At 46.1% G+C, this 22,334-nt stretch carries 18 protein-coding genes; 6 read left to right on the top strand and 12 right to left on the bottom strand.

The annotated features are described in order from the left end of the window. The first annotated feature begins 106 nt into the window (after window positions 1–106). From QUA74_RS02785 to QUA74_RS02770, 4 genes are all read left to right on the top strand, one after another. Window positions 107–379, top strand: a complete 273-nt coding sequence (locus QUA74_RS02785) for a hypothetical protein (protein WP_333324727.1) — start codon at window positions 107–109, stop codon at window positions 377–379. 21 nt (window positions 380–400) lie between these two features. Beyond that, on the top strand, window positions 401–934 hold the full coding sequence (locus QUA74_RS02780) for a DUF2726 domain-containing protein (RefSeq protein WP_333324725.1): 534 nt from the start codon (window positions 401–403) through the stop codon (window positions 932–934). Window positions 935–1,470: 536 nt separating this feature from the next. After that, a complete protein-coding gene (locus QUA74_RS02775) occupies window positions 1,471–2,934 on the top strand; it encodes an ABC transporter substrate-binding protein/permease (protein WP_333324723.1) in 1,464 nt (487 codons plus the stop codon). After that, on the top strand, window positions 2,900–3,649 hold the full coding sequence (locus QUA74_RS02770; RefSeq protein ID WP_333324721.1) for an amino acid ABC transporter ATP-binding protein: 750 nt from the start codon (window positions 2,900–2,902) through the stop codon (window positions 3,647–3,649). Before QUA74_RS02775 ends, QUA74_RS02770 begins: the two co-directional genes overlap by 35 nt. A gap of 113 nt (window positions 3,650–3,762) precedes the next feature. Here QUA74_RS02770 and QUA74_RS02765 read toward each other — a convergent pair whose 3' ends face one another. Next, window positions 3,763–4,818, bottom strand: coding sequence for a UPF0104 family protein (locus QUA74_RS02765; RefSeq protein WP_333324719.1), 1,056 nt, complete (start codon window positions 4,816–4,818; stop codon window positions 3,763–3,765). Window positions 4,819–5,072: 254 nt separating this feature from the next. Between QUA74_RS02765 and QUA74_RS02760 the strand changes: the two genes are divergently transcribed. Then, window positions 5,073–7,118, top strand: coding sequence for a S8 family serine peptidase (locus tag QUA74_RS02760; RefSeq protein WP_333324717.1), 2,046 nt, complete (start codon window positions 5,073–5,075; stop codon window positions 7,116–7,118). Window positions 7,119–7,393: 275 nt separating this feature from the next. On the opposite strand, the gene QUA74_RS02755 is transcribed toward QUA74_RS02760, so the two are convergent. The 11 genes from QUA74_RS02755 to QUA74_RS02705 all read right to left on the bottom strand — a co-directional run bounded on the left by QUA74_RS02755 (window position 7,394) and on the right by QUA74_RS02705 (window position 21,209). Beyond that, complete coding sequence (locus tag QUA74_RS02755; RefSeq protein ID WP_333324715.1) at window positions 7,394–7,873, bottom strand: hypothetical protein; 480 nt, start codon at window positions 7,871–7,873, stop codon at window positions 7,394–7,396. A gap of 173 nt (window positions 7,874–8,046) precedes the next feature. Further along, a complete protein-coding gene (locus QUA74_RS02750) occupies window positions 8,047–9,717 on the bottom strand; it encodes a glycosyltransferase family 39 protein (RefSeq protein WP_333324713.1) in 1,671 nt (556 codons plus the stop codon). Window positions 9,718–9,841: 124 nt separating this feature from the next. Beyond that, entirely contained in the window at window positions 9,842–12,817 is a 2,976-nt protein-coding gene (pruA, locus tag QUA74_RS02745) for an L-glutamate gamma-semialdehyde dehydrogenase (RefSeq protein WP_333324711.1), read from the bottom strand. Window positions 12,818–12,902: 85 nt separating this feature from the next. Then, window positions 12,903–13,820: a hypothetical protein gene (locus QUA74_RS02740; protein ID WP_333324709.1), complete on the bottom strand. Its 918-nt coding sequence runs from the start codon at window positions 13,818–13,820 to the stop codon at window positions 12,903–12,905. A gap of 169 nt (window positions 13,821–13,989) precedes the next feature. Continuing rightward, window positions 13,990–14,334: a DUF5615 family PIN-like protein gene (locus QUA74_RS02735; protein ID WP_172190526.1), complete on the bottom strand. Its 345-nt coding sequence runs from the start codon at window positions 14,332–14,334 to the stop codon at window positions 13,990–13,992. 4 nt (window positions 14,335–14,338) lie between these two features. Next, complete coding sequence (locus QUA74_RS02730) at window positions 14,339–14,665, bottom strand: DUF433 domain-containing protein (RefSeq protein WP_333324707.1); 327 nt, start codon at window positions 14,663–14,665, stop codon at window positions 14,339–14,341. 264 nt (window positions 14,666–14,929) lie between these two features. Continuing rightward, on the bottom strand, window positions 14,930–17,632 hold the full coding sequence (locus QUA74_RS02725) for a protein-arginine deiminase family protein (protein WP_333324705.1): 2,703 nt from the start codon (window positions 17,630–17,632) through the stop codon (window positions 14,930–14,932). 197 nt (window positions 17,633–17,829) lie between these two features. Beyond that, the gene (locus QUA74_RS02720) at window positions 17,830–18,009 is read right to left on the bottom strand and encodes a hypothetical protein (RefSeq protein ID WP_333324704.1); all 180 of its coding nucleotides are present in this window, start codon (window positions 18,007–18,009) and stop codon (window positions 17,830–17,832) included. Between the two features lie 36 nt (window positions 18,010–18,045). Next, entirely contained in the window at window positions 18,046–19,455 is a 1,410-nt protein-coding gene (locus tag QUA74_RS02715) for an NAD(P)(+) transhydrogenase (Re/Si-specific) subunit beta (RefSeq protein WP_333324702.1), read from the bottom strand. Beyond that, window positions 19,452–19,745 carry an NAD(P) transhydrogenase subunit alpha gene (locus QUA74_RS02710; protein ID WP_006633295.1) on the bottom strand — a complete coding sequence of 98 codons (294 nt, stop codon included), beginning with the start codon at window positions 19,743–19,745 and terminating at the stop codon, window positions 19,452–19,454. Before QUA74_RS02710 ends, QUA74_RS02715 begins: the two co-directional genes overlap by 4 nt. Window positions 19,746–20,057: 312 nt before the next feature. Then, complete coding sequence (locus tag QUA74_RS02705) at window positions 20,058–21,209, bottom strand: Re/Si-specific NAD(P)(+) transhydrogenase subunit alpha (RefSeq protein WP_333324700.1); 1,152 nt, start codon at window positions 21,207–21,209, stop codon at window positions 20,058–20,060. 444 nt (window positions 21,210–21,653) lie between these two features. Between QUA74_RS02705 and QUA74_RS02700 the strand changes: the two genes are divergently transcribed. Next, the gene (locus tag QUA74_RS02700) at window positions 21,654–22,166 is read left to right on the top strand and encodes a DUF2808 domain-containing protein (RefSeq protein WP_333324698.1); all 513 of its coding nucleotides are present in this window, start codon (window positions 21,654–21,656) and stop codon (window positions 22,164–22,166) included. Window positions 22,167–22,334 lie beyond the last annotated feature (168 nt).

Below are 22,334 nucleotides of genomic sequence, written 5' to 3'. Positions count from 1 at the left end.
AAAGATCGGGGAAGTTTGGGGAACTTTACGATCTTCACCAATCTGCTCTGGAGAAATCGAGTTGACTCCAATAGGCTTGAATCATTAACACTCAAAGGTTCAGCTTATGACAGCCTTCCAACTCAGCCTTTTCCCAGACGAGCCACCCGCTCCCCTCGACTCCCTTAACAAAAAGAGAAGGGTAAAACTCCAATCCCAACCAACTGTAATTGAGCAATCCTGCACAACCCATAGAGCCGCACAACTGCTGGAGGTATTCACCACAACTCTCTACCGCGCTCGGAAAGAAGGCAAACCTTACCAGAAGGGCGCTTGGACTGCCACCGCTCTTGGTGCAAACGCTTGGACAGTCATCTACAACCCCTTTAATTCCCACTAACCCTAATCGGAAATAAAACTCATGCTATACGCCTTTGACTGTGACAATTCTTTGTCTTCATTTCCCCAATTCCAAAGCGGAGAAATTATCAACGAGTTAGAAACGATCGCTATCGATATTCTAGAGATGATTTTAGGCGATCGCTTCCGTTACTGTCCCCAAGTTCCCCTAGAAATCATCTGTTCCCGTCCCGAAACTTTCACCCGTCTTCCCATTGAACTTTGGAAATTTTGGGTGAGTTCCAGAGTCGATCTCGCCTTGATGGAACGTGGCTATTGTGCTAGTCGCCAAGCTAAACTGGTGATAGAATGTCAATCTCATTGGCACGATCGCCCAGAGGTGCAGGTGCGCGATCGCAAAAAAGCCCGACTCCTTGCATCTGTTGGCGTTCCCTTAGTATACCTGCGACAAATCGATCTCGATCGACGCTTCTATCGTTTCTACACTCCCAATGGACAAAAAGAAGTCTTCTACAACTCAATTACCCAACAAGGACGGACAGAACTGGAAGCATTTTTGCAACACTATTCCACACAGTTGACAGTTGACAGTTGACTCTTAGACTATAAATTTTCTGCGTAAGTCCTGTAATTAACACAGGACTTACAGACGGCATCTCTCCAAATCGAAAATCAATAATCGACAATGGTATTACTCCCACTCGATCGTTCCCGGTGGCTTAGAAGTAATATCGCATTTTTTGCTCTTATCTACTGAATATTTTGTACCACATATAGATGGAATATGCTGGATGATTAGAAATACCGATCGCAAATAGGACAACGGTACAACATGGGTGGGAGTTGTGCGGACAAGCTTTACTTTCTAAAATGTTAAAAATTGTGCATTTAGGACATTTTTTAAATATAACTTAGTGGCACAATTATCTATCTTTATGCCCAGGCGCATTAATACCGTTATAACCGGGTTTTTTACCATTGTTGAAGGCTAACTATGCAGTTTGTTTGTCCATCAAACCCGGTTTATGGCAACCCGTGCGTCCAGGAGCATATCTTCCTTTACAATGGTGACTTGATTCCGATTTGTGGTATGTTTTCGGGGCGAGGGGATTTTTTAGGACAATGTTCGATATGAAACCTTTAAAATTAAAATCAATGCTGGCGGCGGCGATCGCGATCGCCTTTTGTTTAATTGCGATCGCCAGTTACGCCCAAGCCAACAAGACTTTAACACTGGCGACTTCCCCAGACTACCCGCCCTATGAATTTAAAGATACGGCTGTTAGCGGCAACGAAATCATCGGTTTTGACATCGATATTGCCAAATATATTACTAAAAAATTGGGCTACGAACTGAAAGTAATTGGCATGGATTTTAACGGCTTAATTCCCGCTTTGCAGGCTGGAAGAGCCGATTTTGTAATGGCCGGAATGACTCCCACAGCAGAAAGGAAAAAAAATGTTGATTTTTCTGACCTTTACTACGAAGCTCAAAATACAATTGTCGCCAATAAAGGCAGCAATTTGACCAAAGCTGAAGATTTAGCCGGGAAAAAAGTAGGTGTTCAACTCGGAAGCATTCAGCAGGAAGCTGTGAAAAAAATGGCCGGGGTGCAACTGGCCCCTCTCAATAGGATTCCTGACATCATTCAAGAAATTAAATCGAACCGCCTCGCGGCGGGAGTGATCGAGGATACTGTTGCTACGGGTTATGCAGCAGCGAACCCGGACTTGGAATTTAACACAATCCCGAATACTGAAGAAAGCGGTTCGGCGATCGCCTTTCCGAAAGGTTCGAGATTAGTTCCAGAATTCAACCGAGTCCTCCAGCAAATGAAAGCCAGCGGTCAAATTAAGGAACTAGCTACTAAGTGGTTTTCTCGACCAATTCCGCAAGAACCTGCTCAAGCAAATCAGCCTGCGGTAGCGCCCAACTTCGGGTTAGATTTTGGCAAAATCTTGCCGAGTTTGCCTTATATTTTGTCCGGGATTTGGGTAACGCTAACTTTTACCTTGCTGTCGGCATTTCTCGGATTTATCTGGGGAATCGTGCTGTCTCTGTTTAAGATTTCTAGCATTAAACCGCTGTTTTGGTTTGCCACTGCTTACACCTCAATTTTTCGCGGAACACCGCTAATTTTGCAGTTGACTTTAGTTTATTTTGCAACGCCGCAGCTTACGGGCTATAATATATCGGCGCTGCAAGCTGGCGTCATTACTTTTTTCCTCAATTCTGGGGCTTATATTTCCGAAACGATCCGCGCGGGAATTCAAGCCGTAGATAAAGGTCAAAAAGAAGCCGCAGAATCCCTTGGCGTTCCCTACAAACTGATGATGGGCGATATTATCTTGCCGCAAGCGTTGAAAAACATCTTGCCTGCATTGGTGAATGAAAGTATTGCTTTGCTGAAGGATTCAGCTTTAGTTTCAGTAATTGGCGTAGAAGACTTGCTGCGCCGCGCTACAATTGTGGGAGCAGAAAAGTATATTTACTTTGAACCTTTGATATTTGTCGGCGCAATTTATTATTTGATGGTGCTTAGTTTAACTTGGGGGGCCAATGTACTCGAACGTAGACTCCAAAGTAGCAGTTAAGGTCGATCGCCTGTATAAATCTTTTGGCAATCTGAAGGTTTTGCGCGAGATAACTACTGAGATTCATAAAGGAGAAGTGATTGCCATTATCGGCCCTTCGGGGTGCGGCAAGTCTACTTTTTTGCGGTGTTTGAATTTACTGGAAATTCCCACTTCCGGAAAGATATACATTGACGGGGTGGATATTACTTTGCCGAAGGCAGATATTATGAAAATCCGCCAGAAAGTGGGGATGGTTTTTCAGCATTTCCACTTGTTCCCGCACATGACTGTGCTGCAAAATGTGATCTATGCGCCTGTAAAGGTGAAGCAGGTTGCTAAGGATGAGGCGCGTCTGAAGGGGTTAGAATTGCTGGAAAAAGTGGGTTTGTCAGATAAGGCGGACGTTTATCCTTCTAAGCTTTCGGGGGGACAAAAACAACGGGTGGCGATCGCCCGCTGTTTGGCTATGGAACCGGAAATTTTGTTGATGGACGAACCGACTTCTGCACTCGATCCAGAAATGGTTAAAGAAGTGTTAGATGTGATGAAAGCTTTGACAAAAACGGGAATTACGATGGCGATTGTAACTCACGAAATGGGTTTTGCGCGGGAAGTCGCCCACCGGATATTGTTTTTGGATGGGGGAAAGGTGGCGGAAGATGTGCCACCGCAGGAGTTTTTTAGTAACCCGAAGTGCGATCGCGCCAAGCAATTTCTGGAAAAAATGCTTTAATCTGATATCGCATCCGCAATTAAACAGGTTTGTAGTTCGATCGCACATAATCTCACATTTTCTGCCCCGCACCCTAGAATCACGACAATATTTAGTTTTAAATTCACCTTTTTTTACTGTTTTTTACTGCGCCGATCCCGCTGGCGATCGAGCTTTGCCAAAGCAGCACCAGAAACATCCGCCAGAATGCTAATTATCCGATACAAAGCCACCGCACCCAGAATTATACCCGTAGAAAAGCGATCAGACAGCAGGGCGATCGCCGTTGCTTCAAATACTCCCATTCCCCCCGGTGCACCCGGCACAACTAAACCGACAACAAACGCAAAACAAAAAGCACCAAACAAGTTGGGAATATTGCTAAAGTCCACCGGAGTTAAAGCCATTACCGTTAGCAAAAAACCGCAGCCCCGCAATCCGATGAAACACATTTGTCCGATTAACGGCACTAAAGGATAGCGTTTAATTGGCAAATTAATTTTCCGGCGGGACTTGACAGGCAATGTTTTTTTAGCTAGATTGGAGGTAGAGTCTACACGAAAATTCAGTCCCGCGCCCGCCGCCTCCTCAGCCTCTGAATTTTCCCCATTATTTTTTGATAACTTCAACCGCTCTACAAATAGGACGATCGGATTTAAAATTCGGGGATGAATCGCCGTTAAAATAGCAGCACAACCGACAATCCGCAAAAACCAATTGAATTTGTCAAAACAAATCAACCCAATCAAAACGCCCGCAGAAGCCATCAGCAGCGGTTCCAGCAACACGCTGAGAGTAGCAGCTTTCGGGAAAATGCCTGCCTTTTTGGCGTCCAATATTCGACCCCAAAAATGCCAAATATTGCCCGGTAAATACTTGGCAATATTAGTTTTGAGAAAAACTTGAATCGCCCATGCCGCAGTTACAGGTTGGCGGAATTCCCGCAAAATCAACATCCACACCCAGCCGACAAAAATTAGAGAAAATAAAGTGACGCCAAGGGCGATCGCCAGCAACGGAAAACTTTCGGCTCGAATTTGGATATTCGCCACTTCTCGCCAGTGAGTTAAAAACGCTTTGGCAATAAATAAAAACGTCCCGCCCAAAATCAAATAGCGCAAATAAGGCTTTAAATGCGACTTCGCGATGTTGAAAAAATTTTGAATTCGATGCAAGTGTTGTTTTCCCATTTTCTGATCCCGATTTTGAATTTGGGATTAAGTTATACTGTTTTAGATTTTATATTTTAGAGGGGGTAAGGCGGAATTGTGGTTGATTTACACGGCATGATATGACGGAATAAATCTGTTTAACCTAACCTATGCAGACCTCTACAGACTGTGCGTAATGCGCGCATTACAGACTATTTAGGGCGTTTTTAACCACAAACTTAAATTTAAAATCTAAAATTTAGATCGATATACCTCACTAGGAGTACATTTCTATGCCCGGCCCGAGCCCTGACGGTTTTTCCTATCTTTTAGATGATAGCCCCAACAGTTTCGCCTTGACTCCGGGCTTTTTGACTCCTTATCCTAACGGATTTTTTGCCCTCGGCGGCAACGATTTTATTGTCGGTTCCTCGGATGCCGAAATAATTAGCGGTGATAATGGTAACGATCGCATTCTCGGCGGTGGCAATTCCGATACGCTGTTAGGGGGCGCAGACAACGATTTGCTTAACGGTGGTGTCGGCGCCGACTTCCTGTTTGGCGATGCCGGCAGCGATACCTTGGAGGGAGGTAAGGGAGATGACGCCCTCAACGGTGACTCTGGCAGCGACGTTTTAGTGGGCGATGCGGGCAAAGATACGCTGACAGGGGGTTTGGGCCCAGATACCTTTGTCCTCCGCAGCGATTTAGCAGTCTCCGATCCGGCGACAGCAGACGTTATTACTGACTTTAACAGTTTTGTGGATTCGATCGGACTGACTGACAATCTTACTGAAGCTGACTTGATTCTCGAAGAAATATCGATCGCCCCCGGTATTTCCAATACATTAATTAAAATTCGCCAATCCAATGCTATTTTAGGCTTGGTAGCCAACGCATCTCCACAAGACCTCGCCTCTACATTCATCTCTGCAACTACCGTATTGGGCAACCAACTGGATCAAGCTCGCGATTTAGGCGTTTTGGGCGGCACTCAAACGATCGCCGACTCGGTTAGCAACGCCCGGCCAGACGGCCTTTACCGCTTTACTTTGCCGGCTACTAGCGACTTTAAATTAACTGTCAGCGGTTTGACGGCGGATGTTGACGTGGCATTAATTAAAGATCTTAACGGCGACAATTCTATTGACTTCACCGATATTATTGCTTCTTCTCAACAATTGGATTTATCGCCGGAGTCGATCGACATCAACGGTTTAGCAGCAGGAACTTACTTTATCCGAATTTATCAATACCAAGGCAGTACAACTTTCTCCCTCAATCTGTCTGCAACCCCGGCAACTGTTTCTGCTAACAATGCGAGCAACTTGCAGGGTTTTGACTCTCGTTTTGGGTTCGGTTTGGTGAATGCAGCGGCGGCAGTTGCTAAAGCTCAAGGTACTGCAACTTTTCCTGATGTTCCCGACTTGGGCGGAGACGAGTGGGGCAGAGATTTAATTAAAGCTCCAGAGGTTTGGGCCCAGGGGTTGACTGGAGACGGAATTGTCGTGGCAGTTATCGATAGCGGAGTTGACTACAATCACCCGGATTTGACGGGGAATATTTGGAGCAATGCGGGGGAAACCGGTGTTGATGCGATCGGTCGCAATAAAGCTAGCAACGGGGTTGATGATGATGGCAATGGCTTTGTTGACGATTTCCGAGGGTGGGATTTTGTCAACAACGATAATGACCCGATGGACGATAACAATCACGGCACTCATATATCGGGTTTAGTTGCTGCGAAAAGAGATGGGGTTGGGATTACTGGAACGGCTCCGACTGCGAAGATTATGCCTTTAAAAATACTTGATGGGGCAGGGGAGGGTAAAATTAGGGATGAAATTAATGCGATTAATTATGCTGTGGCAAATGGAGCGAAGATAATTAATGTAAGCTTGGGCGGCCTCCAGTTGAATGAGCAAGAATTGGATGCTATTCGAGTCGCTGAAGCTCAAGGTGCGATCGTGATTTCGGCGGCGGGAAATGATGCTCGCCTACAACCAGATTATCCGGCTCGGTTTGCCAATGAGGTAGGAATTGCTGTCGGTGGTGTTACCCAAAATGGCTTGTTTGCGGATTATTCTAACCAGGCAGGTACGGAGACTATTAATTATTTTGTTGCTCCGGGCGGCGACGGTGGTAGGGCGGATTTTGGTGATGTTTATTCAACTGTGCCGCTTTCTCAACCGGGGATTCCCTATCGATATTTTGCGGGTACTTCAATGGCAGTGCCACAAATATCCGGCGTGATAGCTTTGATGTTGCAAGCTAATCCGAGTCTGACTCCTGCTGATATTAAGAGGATTCTTGCGGAAACTGCGAATCGAGCTGTTTGAATTAATTGGTAATAGGAATTGATAATTGGTAATTGGTAATGGGCTTGACATACTGTTACCAGATTTGGTAGGGGCGGATTTCACCAACAATATCCAATTGCTACTAACAATCTACATAAACCCGCCCCCACATAACTAACAATCTACATCAACATTGATTTGTATTGAACGCGAAAAATGTACAAGGGGTTTACCGTGGGATAGGATATGAGCGGGTTTTATGGATAGTTAATTAACCTAAATATTGTTGGTGAAACCCGCCCGTAGAAGCCCCATTAAAAATTGGCGGCGTAAGTTAAGTCAAATTGGCGGCACAGGGTGATGCAGCAGTAGCTTGGTCGATCGAATACTAACTCGTAATTCATCTCGCCGTCTATTTTGGTGATCGGCTGCTTTAAGGGGATGCCCTGAATGTCGTATTGGCGGCGTTCTAAGGCACTCCAGTCGATAATTTTGAAGTCGATTTGGTTTTGCAACTCTGTTGCGATCAGATATAGGTGCATCTTGTCTTCAACTTTCCCAGTCAGGGGAACTTTTATTAACACTGACTGCGTGACGAGGGGTTTTTGGTCGTTGGGATGCTTCTGAGTATGGCAGCTTGTGAGTTCTATATCATAAGGTTCTACCTTGAATTTCTCTCCGTTGGCGATCGCAGATGAGTGCAAGTCTTTCAGGCACTTTTCTAGGTGAGGAATTAGCCCTAAGTCTGGATCGCACAGCAGTTTACGAATGTTGGAGGTTTCAGTGACTGTCATTTGAGATTTTTGATGTTATTTTTTGATTCTTAACTTATAGCTTACCACGAAAAGCAAACCTATCAAACTCTACTTGCGACATACTTCCAAAAATGCCGTTTAGGGTTAGTATCTCCCAGTGAATAATACATTTTTTGGCAGCAAACCCGTGTTTTTTGCCTTAATGTTTTAGATTATTTTTTGGTAAGTTTCCACAGATTAAGCTCGACATTAGTGTCAGCCGGATTTATTTGATAGTTTTGTTGCTGAATTGCCGATCGCAAAGTAGAGGAGGGTCTGTATAAAAACAACTCACTGAAACCGCCGGGAATTTGCGGGGGTTGGGGTTTTTTCTTTGCCCATTCTCGATTTTTGTAGCAAGAAGTGTAACAGCGGGGTTCTATTAGCAGTGTGACTTTTGGTTCTAGGTGATAACTTAAAGGCATGATATGTGCGATATTGGCATCGCTGATAATTAGGGGATTCCTAGCAGAATTGACCGTCGCAGCTACTTCCAAGGCACGCAACCAACCGCTGCCTTTATTCCACCAAATATCTGCTTGAGAACTAACTCCACCGGATATAATACCTGCGGAAAAAACTGCAACTATAACTATTTTCCACAGTTTTTGCTGTTTGAAGTTCTCCAAATTGTTACTAATTTTCGCAGACAGCAGGTAAGCCACTGCTAGCTGAATTCCCACATAACAAGGAACTAAATATCGCGGATTTCCCGATCGTCTTCCACCTTTCATTATATCAGGTACTGCTAAAAACAAAGCAGTTGTTGCAATTAATAACAATACCATCAACCACACTCGCTTTGGTGTTTGTCGGCATAAAAAATAAAGGGCATAGCCGACTAAAGCTAGAATCATGATACCAACTGGAATTAGCAAGGCTAGTTGTGTGGCGTTGGCAGTTCCATCAATGCCTATATCAAAAAATGCTATGCTGAGGGAACCAACCCACCTGCTAACTAATCTTAAGTAATTTGTTTGTTCGGCCCATGCTGTTGTGCTTCTAACTTGATTGAAGTTTTCAACAGTATTTACCAGGGAAGGCATGAAGCCAATCAATGCGATTAAAGCTGCTACGTAATAGGAAATGAATGTCTTCACATCGCGCCAGTTGGCAATAACTGCGACGTAGATTGCGTGGGCGGCAGCGACGCAGACAAATAACAAGTGGGTGTACAATCCCAGTGTTGCTGTGCCTGCATAAAGCGCCCAGGAAAGAACGAGGGCGACAGCATTTTGATTTTCGTCAGAGCGCATTGCTCGCAGCAAGGCTGCACTGGATAAAATAGTAGTTAATGTCCACAAACTGTACTGTCTTGCTTCTTGGGCAAATAGGATGTGGTAGGGAGAAATTGCGAAAATTGCGATCGCCATCCACGCTACTGCTGAAGATTCAAATAACTCCCAAGCCAGCCAATAAATTGCGGGAAATACTAGCAGGCTAATCACGGCAGCCAAACTTCTCATTGCTGCCACTGAACTGCCGAACCATTGCGCCCAATATCGCGCTAGTACATAATACAGCGGCGGGTGTTGGGGGTCTTCGGTTGCTAAAGAATTCAGTGTATCCCTTAAAGTTTTTTCGGAATTTATCTGCTGATATTTTTGTAAATCCGCAGGCGAGGTTATTTTCTGGTACGAAATTTGTTTGATTATTTCGGCTTCGGTATAGCCCGAAACTCTCAAAGAAGTATATGTTTCGTCGATCCAGTAAAATTTGCGATCGAGATTGGCGAAGCGAAATAAAATACCTATGACTAATACGGCTATAATTAAAAATCGCAGCCACTTGTCAAGTGAAGGGTTGTGAGAATTTAGTCGATCGCGATCTTTGGTAGATTCCATTTTATAACTAGCTAATCTGGCACAAATTTTTTCTGTTACCCCGCCCGTAAGGTGCGCTAGGCGCACCCTACTAACTTAACGGCCAGAGAGAGGACTTCAGCCCTCACTACGAACAAAGGAATGATTAATCATCTACTCCTTCAATCGGCGCAAAACCCTGCCGCTGAATATTTTCGGTTATGGTGCGGGGTTCGAGGAATTGCAGCAAATAATCCGGGCCGCCAGCTTTAGAACCAACTCCCGAAAGTTTGAATCCTCCGAAGGGTTGGCGCGATACCACAGCGCCGGTAATTCCGCGATTGATGTACAGGTTTCCGACTTCAAAATCGGATGCGGCTCGATCGATATGCGAAGGCGTGCGAGAATACAATCCACCGGTTAAAGCAAAATTAGTGCCGTTAGCAATCACAATCGCTTCGCTGAAATTCTTTGCCCGAATCACCGACAAAACCGGGCCGAAAATTTCTTCTTGGGCGATAGTTGCTGTGGGCGATACTTCCGTAACAATGACTGGGCCGACAAAATAACCGGTTTCCGGTGCCGGCATTTCTAAAGCTATTTTAGCTTCGGCGCGGCCTGTTTCGATGTATTCGCGGATGCGCGAATGGGCATTTGCATCGATCACAGGGCCGACTTGAGTGCCGGGATTTTCTGCTGGGCCGACATTGAGCGATCGCGTCGCTTCTACCAATCTTGCCACAAAATTATCGTACACCGATTCGACCACAATTACTCGCGAACAAGCGGAACATTTTTGGCCACTGTATCCAAATGCCGAATAAACTACGCCTGCAACTGCTTGGTCTAAATCCGCACTTTCATCGACAATAATTGCATTCTTGCCGCCCATTTCCGCAATTACTCGTTTCAGGTGTTTTTGTCCCGGCTGCAAAATCGCAGCATCGGCATAAATCTGACAGCCAACTTCCTGAGAACCTGTGAAAGTAATCATGTGAACGTCAGGATGTTTTACCATGTAAGCGCCCACCGTTGAACCTTTGCAAGGAACGTATTGAAATACGCCTTTGGGAATTCCAGCTTCTAGCAAAATTTCGGCTATTTTCGCTGCAATTACTGAGGAAACTTCCGCAGGTTTGAGCAAAGTACAATTACCAGCAACCAGGGATGCAACTGTCATGCCCACAGGAATTGCGAGGGGAAAATTCCAAGGTGAAATGATTAAAGAAATGCCGCGTGGCTGATAGCTGTAGCGGTTAGTTTCTCCGGGGATGTCGTAATTTTTCCCTTGTTCTAACCGTTCCATTTCGTCGGCGTAGTAGCGACAAAAATCAATAGCTTCGGAAACTTCGGCATCGCATTCTCTGACAGGTTTGCCGACTTCAAACACCATCCAAGCTGATAGTTCGTGCCGCCGCTGTTCCATCAATTCTGCGGCTTTGCGGAGGACGCCGGCGCGCTGGCGGACGGGGGTTTTTCGCCAACCTGTGAAGGCTGCTTTTGCTGCTTCAAGGGCTTGTTTGGCCTGTTGTTCGGAAAGCAATCCGATGGTGCCAACTACTTCTGTAGGATTGGAAGGGTTGAGAGAGTTAACGGTTGCTTCAGTATTTTGGTACTCGCCATTGATTAGCGGTAAATAGGTTTTGCCTAAGCTGGCGCGCACGGATTTGATGGCTGTTTCTGCTTGTTGCCGCAATTTGGTATTGGCGTAGTCGGTATCGGCAACGTTGGGAAATACTTTGCTGTAAACTAGCTGGTCATTGCCATTAGCAACTGGTGCGGCTAACAATTGTTCGATCGGCATTTCTTCGGAACTTTGCCGGATGAAAGAACTGTTGGCGGTATTTTCCAGCAAACGGCGGATTAAATAAGCCATTCCCGGCAGCAAATCGCCGTAGGGGCAGTAGACTCGAACGCGATAACCCCGATCGACCAAAAGCTTAGCCAATTTGTCGCCCATGCCATACAGCACTTGCATTTCAAAGCGGCGGCGCGGTATATTGAGAGTTTCGGCAATGGCGATCGCCCTCGCTTGCGATCGCACATTATGACTGCCAATAGCTGCATACAAATATTCGTGATTTTCTAGCAGCAACTGCGTCATCTGCTCGAAATTGGCATCGGTAGCAACTTTATCATTGTAGACCGGCTGCGGCCAATCTTTCTGCATCGCTTTGATAGTTTCCTGATCCCAGTAAGCGCCTTTTACCAGCCGCACCGTTACCGGATTTCCGCGTTTTTTTGCCCAGGAAATCAGGTTTTGCAAATCTTGGGCGCTGTCGCGCAAATATGCTTGCAATGTAATTCCAATATCCGTGCGACTGCGAAACTCTTCTTCTAACAATAAGTCTTTGAGAATGGTCAGAGTTAAACTTTTGTAAGCATACTGTTCCATATCGAAATGAACAGCAGATCCCAACTCCTTCGCGCGGCGCAGTAACAGGCGAATTCTCTCGCTTACTTTCTCCTCGCTACCTTTAGCATCCAAAGGGTCAAACTGAGAATAAAAAGCCGTTAACTTTACCGATACTTGCACTCGCGGCAGAGTTTCGCCGTCTGCTTTGTCAATTGCATCTACCTGCGGCCAATTCTTCGCTGCATTGGCGAGTTCAGCCATCAATTCCAAATAGCGGTTAAGATAAATTTGCGCCTCAGTTTCAGTAATGACAGCTTCCCCCAAAAGGTCAACTGTAAAACCCATTTTATCTTTGCGAAGCCGCTCTAATGTTTTAATTACCTGCTTGATATTTTCCCCAGAAATATACTTGTGTGCCAATGTTTCCACCGCAGGCGCAACCGTCGTCGCAGCCAATTGTCCAGGAATCGAATCAGCGTTAGTAAAATTGAGCAATTTTTTCAAAGCTTCGGGCAATTCTACCTCTTCAGCGGTCAGGTATTCTTGCAGGTGGCGGGCAATTTCCGGCTTGCTGCGGAGTGCCGGCAAACAGTCAATAAATCGAAACAATTGCACCCGCAGTCCGGGGCTCGCCATCGCCCAATCCATCAGTTTGTCGTCCCAGCGCATTTGGTCTTGGAGTTGACCGAAAAAAGATCGCTTTTTGTCTTGAGTTGCCTTCAGTATTTCTTTGGCAATTTCTTGAGTTTTTGCTTCGTAGATGCTTGGAGATATTTGTGCAACCATTGGTAATTAGTAATGGGTAATTTGTAATTGGCAACCAGGGCGGGTTTATGTATTGTGTAACTACCCCCTGATACAATTATAGTTGCTATTTGACTTCAATCTTAACTTGGTAGTTTGCTTGGCGATCGCCTGAAATTTCAATAGTATAATCGCCGCTACTCGCTAGTTGACCTTGCCACGGACCTGTGCTATCAGCAGTACCTAAATTTTCACCGTTAGGAGCAATAATTGCTGCGCTAACTTGACCTTCTTGAACATTTATTGTCATGCTTTGGCCGCTATTGCACTCCAGTAAGTAGCGCCTGGATATGTTGGCTCGCAAACTATTGCTCAGAATAGTTCCCGTAGCGCCGGCTTGAAAGTAAACTCGCTCAGTTACAGGGGTTTCAACCGCAGCGGGAGTTGGAGTTGGAGAAGGCAACGGCGACGGCGAGGGGGAAGCAAGTTGCGGAAGGCCAGACAGAGAGGGTATTTGAGTGGGACGGGGCGACGGAGGGATTGTGGGGGGGAGTCGATTTCCCGGGGCTGGGGGAAGTCCGGGCAGGCGGTTGGCGGGCGCTGTGGCGACAGGCGGAGGGCTTTCGGGGAGGGGTACGTCAGCGGGTAGTTTGATTTGAAGGTTCGCTCTTTCTTGATACATTCTCCACGCGAGCAAACTGCCGAGACTAAGGACGGAACCGACTAAGATTCCGCTGAGAAAAACTGCCAAGATTTGCCAAGATCGGGCTGGTTTTGGTTCGGGGTTGGCAGTTGGAATTGTTGGAGGCGGATAACTTGCAAGTTGAGTTGTTTCCGGCGCGCTATCGGCGGCAATTGGAATTGTTTCGGCCTCGTCGATTGGCGCTGAAATATCTTTGGGCACGACAATTTCTGCGCGAGTTTCTGGGGGTGCGGAAGTTGAATCGCCACTGGCAATTTCACTGCGATCGAACTCATCGCTGGCAGTGGAAATTGTTTCCGGTTGCTGAGTCAAAATTTGTTTTTTTTCCTGTTCGTCGCTCATGGGGCTAAATTTATTTTACAAAGACCGCTTTTAGACATTTTACGTTACTGGTGCGATCGCCTGCACTGCACCAGTAACGTAAGGCTCTTGACAAAATGCCGTCCGTGTCGATCGAGAAATCTCTCTGCTGGGGCGATCGCAATTTACCAATTTTTTAAATCTCTGTTACTTATTGAGATGGACGATTGACTCGAACCAGCATTCCTCTCAATGTTTCCACATTAGAAATAGCCTCCGAAATACGTGTAGCCATCCTCTGTCTGTCCTGCTGATCGTCTTTGCAGACAATGATACCAGCATGATTAGGTTGTGAAGCGTGCAGTCGAATAAAATCGATTCGATTGAGTGTTAAAACTGCCCGTTCCTTTGTGACAGCAAAAGCCAGGACATCTTCATCAGGAATGCCCAGATTTGCATTACTCGCTTCTTGTACAGTAAGCACATCGTGACCTAAAGCGCGAAGTAATTCAACTACTACCCGAGGGAATTGTTCATCTGCATACAAACCTGCCATGATATTAGTCTATATTGTTCAAATTAATTACTGCTTCAATCTCGTCAGGAAATGCTTCAGCATAAGCCCAGGCATTTTTCAAGTCGCTAGCACTAAGATGCGGATAATCTTCTAAAAGTTGAGCATCAGTTGCACCTAATCGACGAGACTCTACCAATCCCCAAACAGAAATTCTAGTCCCTGCAATCCTGGCATTACCGCCGACTACACCGGGAGTTTTTTCAATTCCCTGCCAGGTGTTAGCTAAACTTTGAGCTAATATCTGTATTGCTTGAGCTTTCTCGGGCGGAGTCAGGGAAAGCAGTTGCGGTTCTAATTCTTTTAGTGTCATAGTTAATCAAGGGTTTGACTGCGGGGAATGTCGTATCTATATTATAGCGATGGAGCTTTTTACTGCTAACAATAAAAAAGCGAATTAATTGCCAATTCACATCTATTGCTTAGTCCCCCTCTGCTCCGACGAGAGGCATCTCTTAAACTCCTAGCATGGGGGGCGGGTTTATTATATACTGAGTTTTAAACATAGATGGTTGGTCAAACCCGCCCCTACGAGTTACCAATTCCCAATTACCCATTACCAATTACCCATTACCCATTAATAATTATTGGGCAAAGACTGCCAAAAAGGCCGGTCTTCTGGCTTCCTCACAGTATTCGTCGCCGACTGCACGTTTCCTTTCAATTCTTGATAATACCTGTCATCCAGAAAACTAACGCTGACGCCAGCAGGAAGCAGCAGTTGGCGCAATCTTTCCTGAGTGTAATCTACACCCTCAATCATTGGCCCGCGCGGATTTGAAACTAACAACTTGCCGTTAACTGGCACCGAATTGACCATATTTGGCCACCAAGCATAACCGCTGTAGCCAAACATCGCCGGAACTTGAATAATTTGGTCGTCTCCGAGTAAAAACTCTCTTTTCAACTTCTCTATAATCGGATTAAGTTTCTGATTTTGCAAATAGAGATTGTGTTGAATTAAAGCACGGTTTTTCAAGGCGGCGCTGACAGTTGTTTGAGTGCTTAAACCACGATTGATCGTAACATCGCCGTAACCTTTTCCCTCCAATTCTTCCAATAGCTTAACTCCGGCTTCGGGACTGGCGATCGCCATTACATATTGTCCGGGAGTTTGAGTGGGAATAAAATTGATAATTTCATCGACTTGGCGAGTCAAAAGCCAAGAAGTATCAATATCCACTGGCGGCCCTTGAATTCTCTGAGCTTGAATAAAATCAAGTACCTCTGGATTAAAACTAGCATTTCCCGAATTCCCGTAATAAACTCGACCCATTGGGTGTCCGGGAATCGGCGGTGTCACCTGCAAATTGCCGTATCCGTCAGACCACTGACTTACAGGGTCTAAAGAACGAGGATTGCCAATTTTAAATACTTTCAAATCCCGGTCTTGAGTTGATTTAACAGGCGGGTTTTTCTCGGGTTCGCTATTGCTTTTTATGGCTACATTAAACAGGCGTAGATCCGATTTGTCTGGCAATTGAACGTATCCGTTTTTCTGGGTGTCTTGCATCCAAGTGCGATCGCCCTGGATAATTTTTACTCTAGCGCCCGTGGGTTCTACTGCTTGTTTGAGTTGGGAGATAAATTCGCTGTTTACCGCGCCTCTGTCGCTGACCTGAACTTCGGTTACTGGTGCTGTATTGGGCGCTATCATCCAAGGACTAACGCCCATTTGGATTGTTGTGGAGGCGATTTCTTGACCGTTGTTTTGGGCAGTTGCTTTGAGATTAACAGTGCCGTTCCAATTGCGATCGGCAAATTGTTTGGCTTCCACACCTAAAACAATATTCGTGCTGAAAACTAGAGGTTTAGCACCGGATATATCTACAGGTTGCCAGCCGTCGCCCGTCTTCTGAAAAACGCTGATGTGAGGGCTAGCAATGCTATCAGCAGTGATAAATAGTTGAGAGGTTTTAAAGCTTTCAGACAGTGTTAAGTTAACTTGAGAAAGCATTGCTGCACGGCGGGGAGCGCTAACTTTGGTTTGTTTCCAAGTCGGTATCTTGCCGCGATCGTTATTGCGATCGTTAAATGAAATTAGCGCACCACTGGACAAAGACCATTGTTCTTTTCCCGCTTCGTCTTGCTGGTTAATTTGGCCATCTCTGTTAGTATCCCCCACAAACAAAAAGTTCGACGGGGACGCAGCAGGCGTAGCTGGGGCGGGAGTTGGTGTTGCAGTTGATTCAGGAGTTGGTTGAGAAGTTGCTTGCTGATTTCTCTCTAACTCTTGTCTTTCAAGTTCTTGTCGGGCTAATTCTTGTCTTGCTAATTCTTGCCTGTCAAGTTCTTGTCTGGCTAATTCTTGTCTGGCTAATTCTTGTCTTTCAAGTTCTTGTCGGGCTAATTCTTGCCTTTCAAGTTCTTGTCTTTCAACTTCTTTACGAGCTAATTCTTGCCTTTCAAGTTCTTGCCTGGCTAACTCTTGCCTTTCAACTTCTTGCCTTTCAACTTCTTTTCGGGCTAATTCTTGCTTTTCAAATTCTTGCCTTTCAAGTTCTTTTCTCGCTAGTTCTTGCCTTTCAATTTCTTTTCGGGCTAATTCTTGCTTTTCAAACTCTTGCCTTTCAAGTTCTTTTCTAGCCCGGTCTTTTTTCTCTTGCTCTTTTCTCTCTATTTCTCGACGAGCAAATTCTTTTTTCTCTTGCTCTTTGCGGGCTCGCTCTCTTATCTCTTCTTCCTCGGCTCTAATTTTCTCAACAGAACGTGCAACTTGCATTTCATAGGTAGCGACACTGAGGTTTCCTTGATATTCGATGGTTTTATCGATCGCCCGATCGGCCAAAAAAGAATCGTGAGGAATGAGTCGCAGGGTATTGATAGCCAACTCCCACAGCCGCTGGGACTGTTCCCAAGTAGCAGAAGAAGGATTAGAAGTGCGTCCAATTAAGGCTGCTTGGGCGGCTAATTTAGCAGCATCGTCCCAATTATATTTGGCTCTTTCTTCTATTTGAATCTGACTTTGAACGTTTTGGAGTTGCTGCGTCAGAGTTTGAGATTGCTGGCGGTGGGTTGCTGATTTCCAAAGTTCAGCAGGAAACGGGGCGCTGTCGGAACTTTTGGCAAGGTTATCTAATTGTACTTTGAGCCGATCGCGCAATTTGTAGAGTTCCGAAAGCGATTGCGGAGTTTCGCCGTCTGGCTGTCGCCCAGAGAGTGCGAGTTGGTAGTTTAGGGAAGGTTGAGCCACTGTTGTGGGGACTGCAACCCAAATAATACCGATGACGACACCGAAACCGTTGACGATCGCGATCGCAATATATCGAACCCAGCGCATATAGTTTATCCTCAGACACGCCAATAATTTTACCTAATCTTGGGAGCAATGGGGGATTTAATTATAAGGACTTACGCATGGCGGCCCAGAAACCAGGTTTTTTACGAAAATACTTTGTTGCTGCGGACTGATTCGGTAAAAACCCGGTTTCTTTGTCGGAGTGCGTAAGTCTTGTTATGGCAAATTCGTGCCATGTTTTAAGCAGCCTCATTTTCTTTAATAGTTGCTTCAATTTCGTCTGGGTAAGCATCGGCATCAGCCCACGGATTTACCAAATCAACGACAACGAACTCCCTCTCTAAGAGACTGAAGAATATTGATATCAAAACAAACCCAAAACAAAAACCCGGTTTCTTGGAGAAACCGGGTTTAATCATCCGCGTTAATCCGCGTTAATCTGCGGTTAAAAAATTCTACAACTGCTTCACTTCAGAAACCAATTTGGCAACCACATCCTTAGCGCTACCAAACAACATCATCGTCTTATCTTTGTAGAACAACTCATTGTCTACACCGGAAAAACCAGCACTCATCCCGCGCTTAATCACGATCGTATGCTTAGCCTTATCAACCTCCAAAATCGGCATCCCGTAAATCGGGCTCGCCGTATCGTGACGCGCCGCCGGATTCACCACATCATTCGCCCCGATTACCAACGCCACATCCGTTTCTTCAAACTGCGGATTGATGTCGTCCATATCGTACAACTGCGGATAAGGCACGTTTGCTTCCGCCAGCAGCACATTCATGTGCCCAGGCATCCGCCCAGCCACCGGGTGAATCGCGTATTTCACGTCAACACCCATTTTTTCCAAACCGTCGGCTAACTCGCGCACAGCGTGCTGCGCTTGCGCTACAGCCATTCCGTAACCGGGAATAATTACAACCGATCGCGCATAACCCAACATCATCGCACTTTCTTCGAGATTGATGCTGCGAACAGTTTTGTCAGTAGCACCAGCAGCCCCAACAGCAGCCCCAGCACTACCGCCACCGCTACCAAAAGCGCTAAACAGCACACTACCCAAGGATCGATTCATCGCCTTGCACATGATTTGCGTCAAAATAATCCCCGACGCGCCCACCAATGCACCAGCGATAATCAGCATATTGTTCATCAAAATGAACCCAGCCACACTCGCCGCAATCCCCGAATAAGAGTTAAGCAGCGACACCACCACAGGCATATCGCCACCGCCAATCGGTAGCACAAACATGATTCCCAGAATATTGGAAATCGCCACCAAACCCAGGAATACCGGCACATCCTCCGGCTTCGTCAGCATATAACCACTGCCGGCTAAAAGTGCGATCGCCAGCATGGCATTAAACGGCTGTTGCAGCGGAAACGTCATTGGCGCACCCGGTAGCAATTCTTGCAGTTTCGCAAACGCCACAAGGCTACCAGTGAAAGTAATTCCGCCAATCAACACACCCAAAAGGATCGTGATTGTCGCATCAGGCGCCGGCGATTCCGGGATGCTGAGATAGCGCCAGAATTCGCCCACAGCAACGAGTGCAGAAGCCGCACCCCCGAAACCGTTAAGCAAACCCACCATCTGCGGCATATCCGTCATCGCCACGGTTTTCGCCATAATTGTTCCCAAAATGGAACCGATGATGATTCCGACAGCAATCAATTCGTAGCTGACTACTTGCTTTTCCAGTAACGTACCGACGATCGCAATTAACATCCCGATCGCAGCTAACACATTCCCTTGACGGGCGGTTGCAGGGGAACCCAACTGTTTCAAACCGATAATAAACAAAGATGCGGCAACTAAATAACCTAGTTGAATGCCACTGGGCAGAAAATCGCTCACGCTTTAACCTCTTTTTTCTTGAACATTTGCAGCATTCGATCGGTTACTAAGAAACCGCCGACAACGTTAATTGTTGCCAGGGCGATGGCGATCGTCCCCAAAATCGAAGTAACAGTCACATTGCCTTGGCCAGAAATCAGAATTGCACCTAAAACGGCAATTCCCGAAATCGCATTGGAACCCGACATCAAAGGTGTGTGCAGCGTCGGCGGGACTTTATTAATTACTTCAAATCCCACAAACGACGCTAGAGTAAACACCACTAAACCTGCAATCAATCCTTCTGCCATAACAATTGGTAATTGGTAATTGGTAATTAGTCATTAGTCATTAGTCATTAGTCATTAGTCATTAGTTGTTAGTTGTTAGTTCAAAACTTACGCACGCTGTGTTGAGAAACCAGGTTTTTTACTTACCTTATTTGCGGGCAACCGCGAAGTATTTTTGTAAAAAAACTGGTTTGTAGGTCTTAATGCGTCAATCCTGTAGTTATTAGTCAGCAGGAACCGGGCAATTGTTTCTTAGTCATTAGTTCTTGTTAGTTATTGGATTAACAACAACTAATGACTAATGACTAATGACTAATGACTAATGACTCCTTCCTAACTATTGACTGCTGAAGCCTCAGCAGTCAAAGCATCGCGAACTCGCTGGTTGCTAATCTCACCGTCGCGGGCAACGCAAGCACCAGCTATGATATCGTCTTCAAAATTCAAATTGAGTTCCTTATCTTTCACCATCAACTGAAGTAAAGAGGAGATATTCTTCGAGTAAGTTTCGCTAGCGTGGACAGGCATCGAGGAGGGCACATTAATCGGGCCGATGACATTAACGCCGTTCCATTCAACATCTTTCCCCGCTTCCGTGCATTCGCAATTGCCGCCTTGTTCGCCCGCGAGGTCAACAATTACCGATCCGGGCTTCATTTGAGAAACCATTTCTCTAGTAACTAAAATAGGTGCTTTTCTGCCGGGAACCTGAGCGGTTGTAATAACTGCATCGGAAGCGCTGACGTGTTGGGTGAGCACTTGGCGGGTGTATTCTTTAGCCGCTTCTGATAGTTCTTTAGCATAGCCTCCGGCGGCGACGGTTTCTTCCTTGAGTTCGACATCGAGGAATTTAGCGCCCAAACTTTGCACTTGTTCTTTTGTTTCCGGGCGGATGTCGAAGGCTTCGACTACCGCACCCAAACGGCGCGCCGTGGCGATCGCCTGTAAGCCAGCAACGCCCACACCCATTACCAATACTTTCGCGGGGCGAATTGTACCCGCCGCCGTTGTCAGCATCGGAAAATACTTTGGCAATGCTGCGGCTGCGATCAGTACCGCTTTGTAACCGGCAACGTTACCCTGAGATGACAGCGCATCCATGCTTTGAGCGCGGCTGGTGCGCGGGATCATTTCCATGCTGAATGCCGTTACTTTGCGATCGGCTAAACGCTGCACTAAAGCTGGATTTCCCAGAGGATTCAAAAATCCGATGAAAACGCCTCCTTCCCGGAGTTGATGAACTTCTGATTCTTGCAGCGCCCCGATTTTGACGACGACATCGGCTTCGCCCCACAGCCTAGCGGTATCGGCGACAACCTGAGCTCCCGCTTCTTCGTAAGCAAGATCCGAGAAAAAGGATTTTGCGCCGGCACCTGCCTCAACCCAAACTTCGACGCCTTGTTTTACCAATTTGGCTACAGCGTCGGGTACTAAAGCCACCCGGCGTTCCCCTGCTGCTATTTCTTTTGCGATCGCTAATTTCATACACTCTCCTTATTTAAGCCTTCCTAGGACGGTTGAAACCGCGCCTGCACAGACAAAACCTGCCTCCGCAGGTTTCTTGAAGTGCGATTTTTAATCGCCCCATGCCTTGCTTTACATTGAAGCAGCCGTTGCCCTAAACTTCCCTCGTTGATACTAAAGCCGATCGCCCAAATTCGACCCGTATCTTTAACTTATCTTATACATTCAAATTCACTAAATTGTTAAGTTTGCCGCCGATTATGATATAATTTTATGTCGCCTAATTTTGTAGTTTGAATGTCTGTTATCAGTATTACGCACAAATTACGCAAAAAAAAAGTGACCTCAGCCGGCGGTCGCTCGCCCTCATCAAATTGCTGAGACATTCGATATATTGTAGGCACGATCGCAAATTTCGGCGAGCAATATTTAAGGTTCACCAAGAGTTTAATTAGAGGAGTTGTTATGCGACGATTATTTTCAGCACTAGCGGTTACAGGTTGCTTGGTGACTGGGTTGCCCGCCATCAGTTTAGCCCAGTCCATGCCAGGATTGACGATTTTCGGCGGCCCCGATCGCGCCAACCAATTAAACTATCGCTTGGATTACGGTACAGCCGGGATGAGCGGCGATAGATATCGGCTGCGAATTCCTTCCAAAAAAGTAAGTTTGGCGATCGCCCAACTGAACATATCCTATCCCGACTACTACAAAGGCGAATTCGACCAAAAAGACATTAAAGTGCGCGTCAAAGACAAAACAATCCAATTGCAAGAAGTAATCTGGGACAAAGAAAATCGTTTCATAGAAATTTATCCCACAGAACCAATTGCCGCCGGCAACAATGTTGAGGTTGTACTCTCCAACGTCAGAAACCCATCTCCGGGCGGAATGTACCATTTCAACGTCCGCATCCGCACCCCTGGGGATGTTCCCTTGCTGCGTTACCTCGGCACTTGGCTGTTGAGCATTAATTGAGGGAAGGGTTCGGGGAAGGAATTTCTCGTTAGTCAAGCGATCGCGACAGAAAAATTTAACTGTTGCGATCGTTTTGCTGCGGCCAAAAATTTAACAATACTCAAATCCGGGTTTTCGGGAGTTGTAAAATAGAACCTCCGGCTCATATCGCAATTCTCAATGATTCAT

This window comes from Microcoleus sp. LAD1_D3, assembly GCF_036702135.1.
Lineage (GTDB): Bacteria > Cyanobacteriota > Cyanobacteriia > Cyanobacteriales > Microcoleaceae > Microcoleus.
This window is presented reverse-complemented; position numbering and strand designations above follow the sequence as displayed.

What these genes read in the sequence shown, in the direction of transcription:
- QUA74_RS02755 (WP_333324715.1), bottom strand. Translation starts at nt 7,873, where the DNA reads ATGACAGTCACTGAAACCTCCAACATTCGTAAACTGCTGTGCGATCCA.
- QUA74_RS02725 (WP_333324705.1), bottom strand. Translation starts at nt 17,632, where the DNA reads ATGCGCTGGGTTCGATATATTGCGATCGCGATCGTCAACGGTTTCGGT.
- QUA74_RS02765 (WP_333324719.1), bottom strand. Translation starts at nt 4,818, where the DNA reads ATGGGAAAACAACACTTGCATCGAATTCAAAATTTTTTCAACATCGCG.
- QUA74_RS02720 (WP_333324704.1), bottom strand. Translation starts at nt 18,009, where the DNA reads ATGATTAAACCCGGTTTCTCCAAGAAACCGGGTTTTTGTTTTGGGTTT.
- QUA74_RS02705 (WP_333324700.1), bottom strand. Translation starts at nt 21,209, where the DNA reads ATGAAATTAGCGATCGCAAAAGAAATAGCAGCAGGGGAACGCCGGGTG.
- QUA74_RS02735 (WP_172190526.1), bottom strand. Translation starts at nt 14,334, where the DNA reads ATGGCAGGTTTGTATGCAGATGAACAATTCCCTCGGGTAGTAGTTGAA.
- QUA74_RS02775 (WP_333324723.1), top strand. Translation starts at nt 1,471, where the DNA reads ATGAAACCTTTAAAATTAAAATCAATGCTGGCGGCGGCGATCGCGATC.
- pruA (WP_333324711.1), bottom strand. Translation starts at nt 12,817, where the DNA reads ATGGTTGCACAAATATCTCCAAGCATCTACGAAGCAAAAACTCAAGAA.
- QUA74_RS02785 (WP_333324727.1), top strand. Translation starts at nt 107, where the DNA reads ATGACAGCCTTCCAACTCAGCCTTTTCCCAGACGAGCCACCCGCTCCC.
- QUA74_RS02780 (WP_333324725.1), top strand. Translation starts at nt 401, where the DNA reads ATGCTATACGCCTTTGACTGTGACAATTCTTTGTCTTCATTTCCCCAA.
- QUA74_RS02760 (WP_333324717.1), top strand. Translation starts at nt 5,073, where the DNA reads ATGCCCGGCCCGAGCCCTGACGGTTTTTCCTATCTTTTAGATGATAGC.
- QUA74_RS02740 (WP_333324709.1), bottom strand. Translation starts at nt 13,820, where the DNA reads ATGAGCGACGAACAGGAAAAAAAACAAATTTTGACTCAGCAACCGGAA.
- QUA74_RS02710 (WP_006633295.1), bottom strand. Translation starts at nt 19,745, where the DNA reads ATGGCAGAAGGATTGATTGCAGGTTTAGTGGTGTTTACTCTAGCGTCG.
- QUA74_RS02730 (WP_333324707.1), bottom strand. Translation starts at nt 14,665, where the DNA reads ATGACACTAAAAGAATTAGAACCGCAACTGCTTTCCCTGACTCCGCCC.
- QUA74_RS02770 (WP_333324721.1), top strand. Translation starts at nt 2,900, where the DNA reads ATGTACTCGAACGTAGACTCCAAAGTAGCAGTTAAGGTCGATCGCCTG.
- QUA74_RS02750 (WP_333324713.1), bottom strand. Translation starts at nt 9,717, where the DNA reads ATGGAATCTACCAAAGATCGCGATCGACTAAATTCTCACAACCCTTCA.
- QUA74_RS02700 (WP_333324698.1), top strand. Translation starts at nt 21,654, where the DNA reads ATGCGACGATTATTTTCAGCACTAGCGGTTACAGGTTGCTTGGTGACT.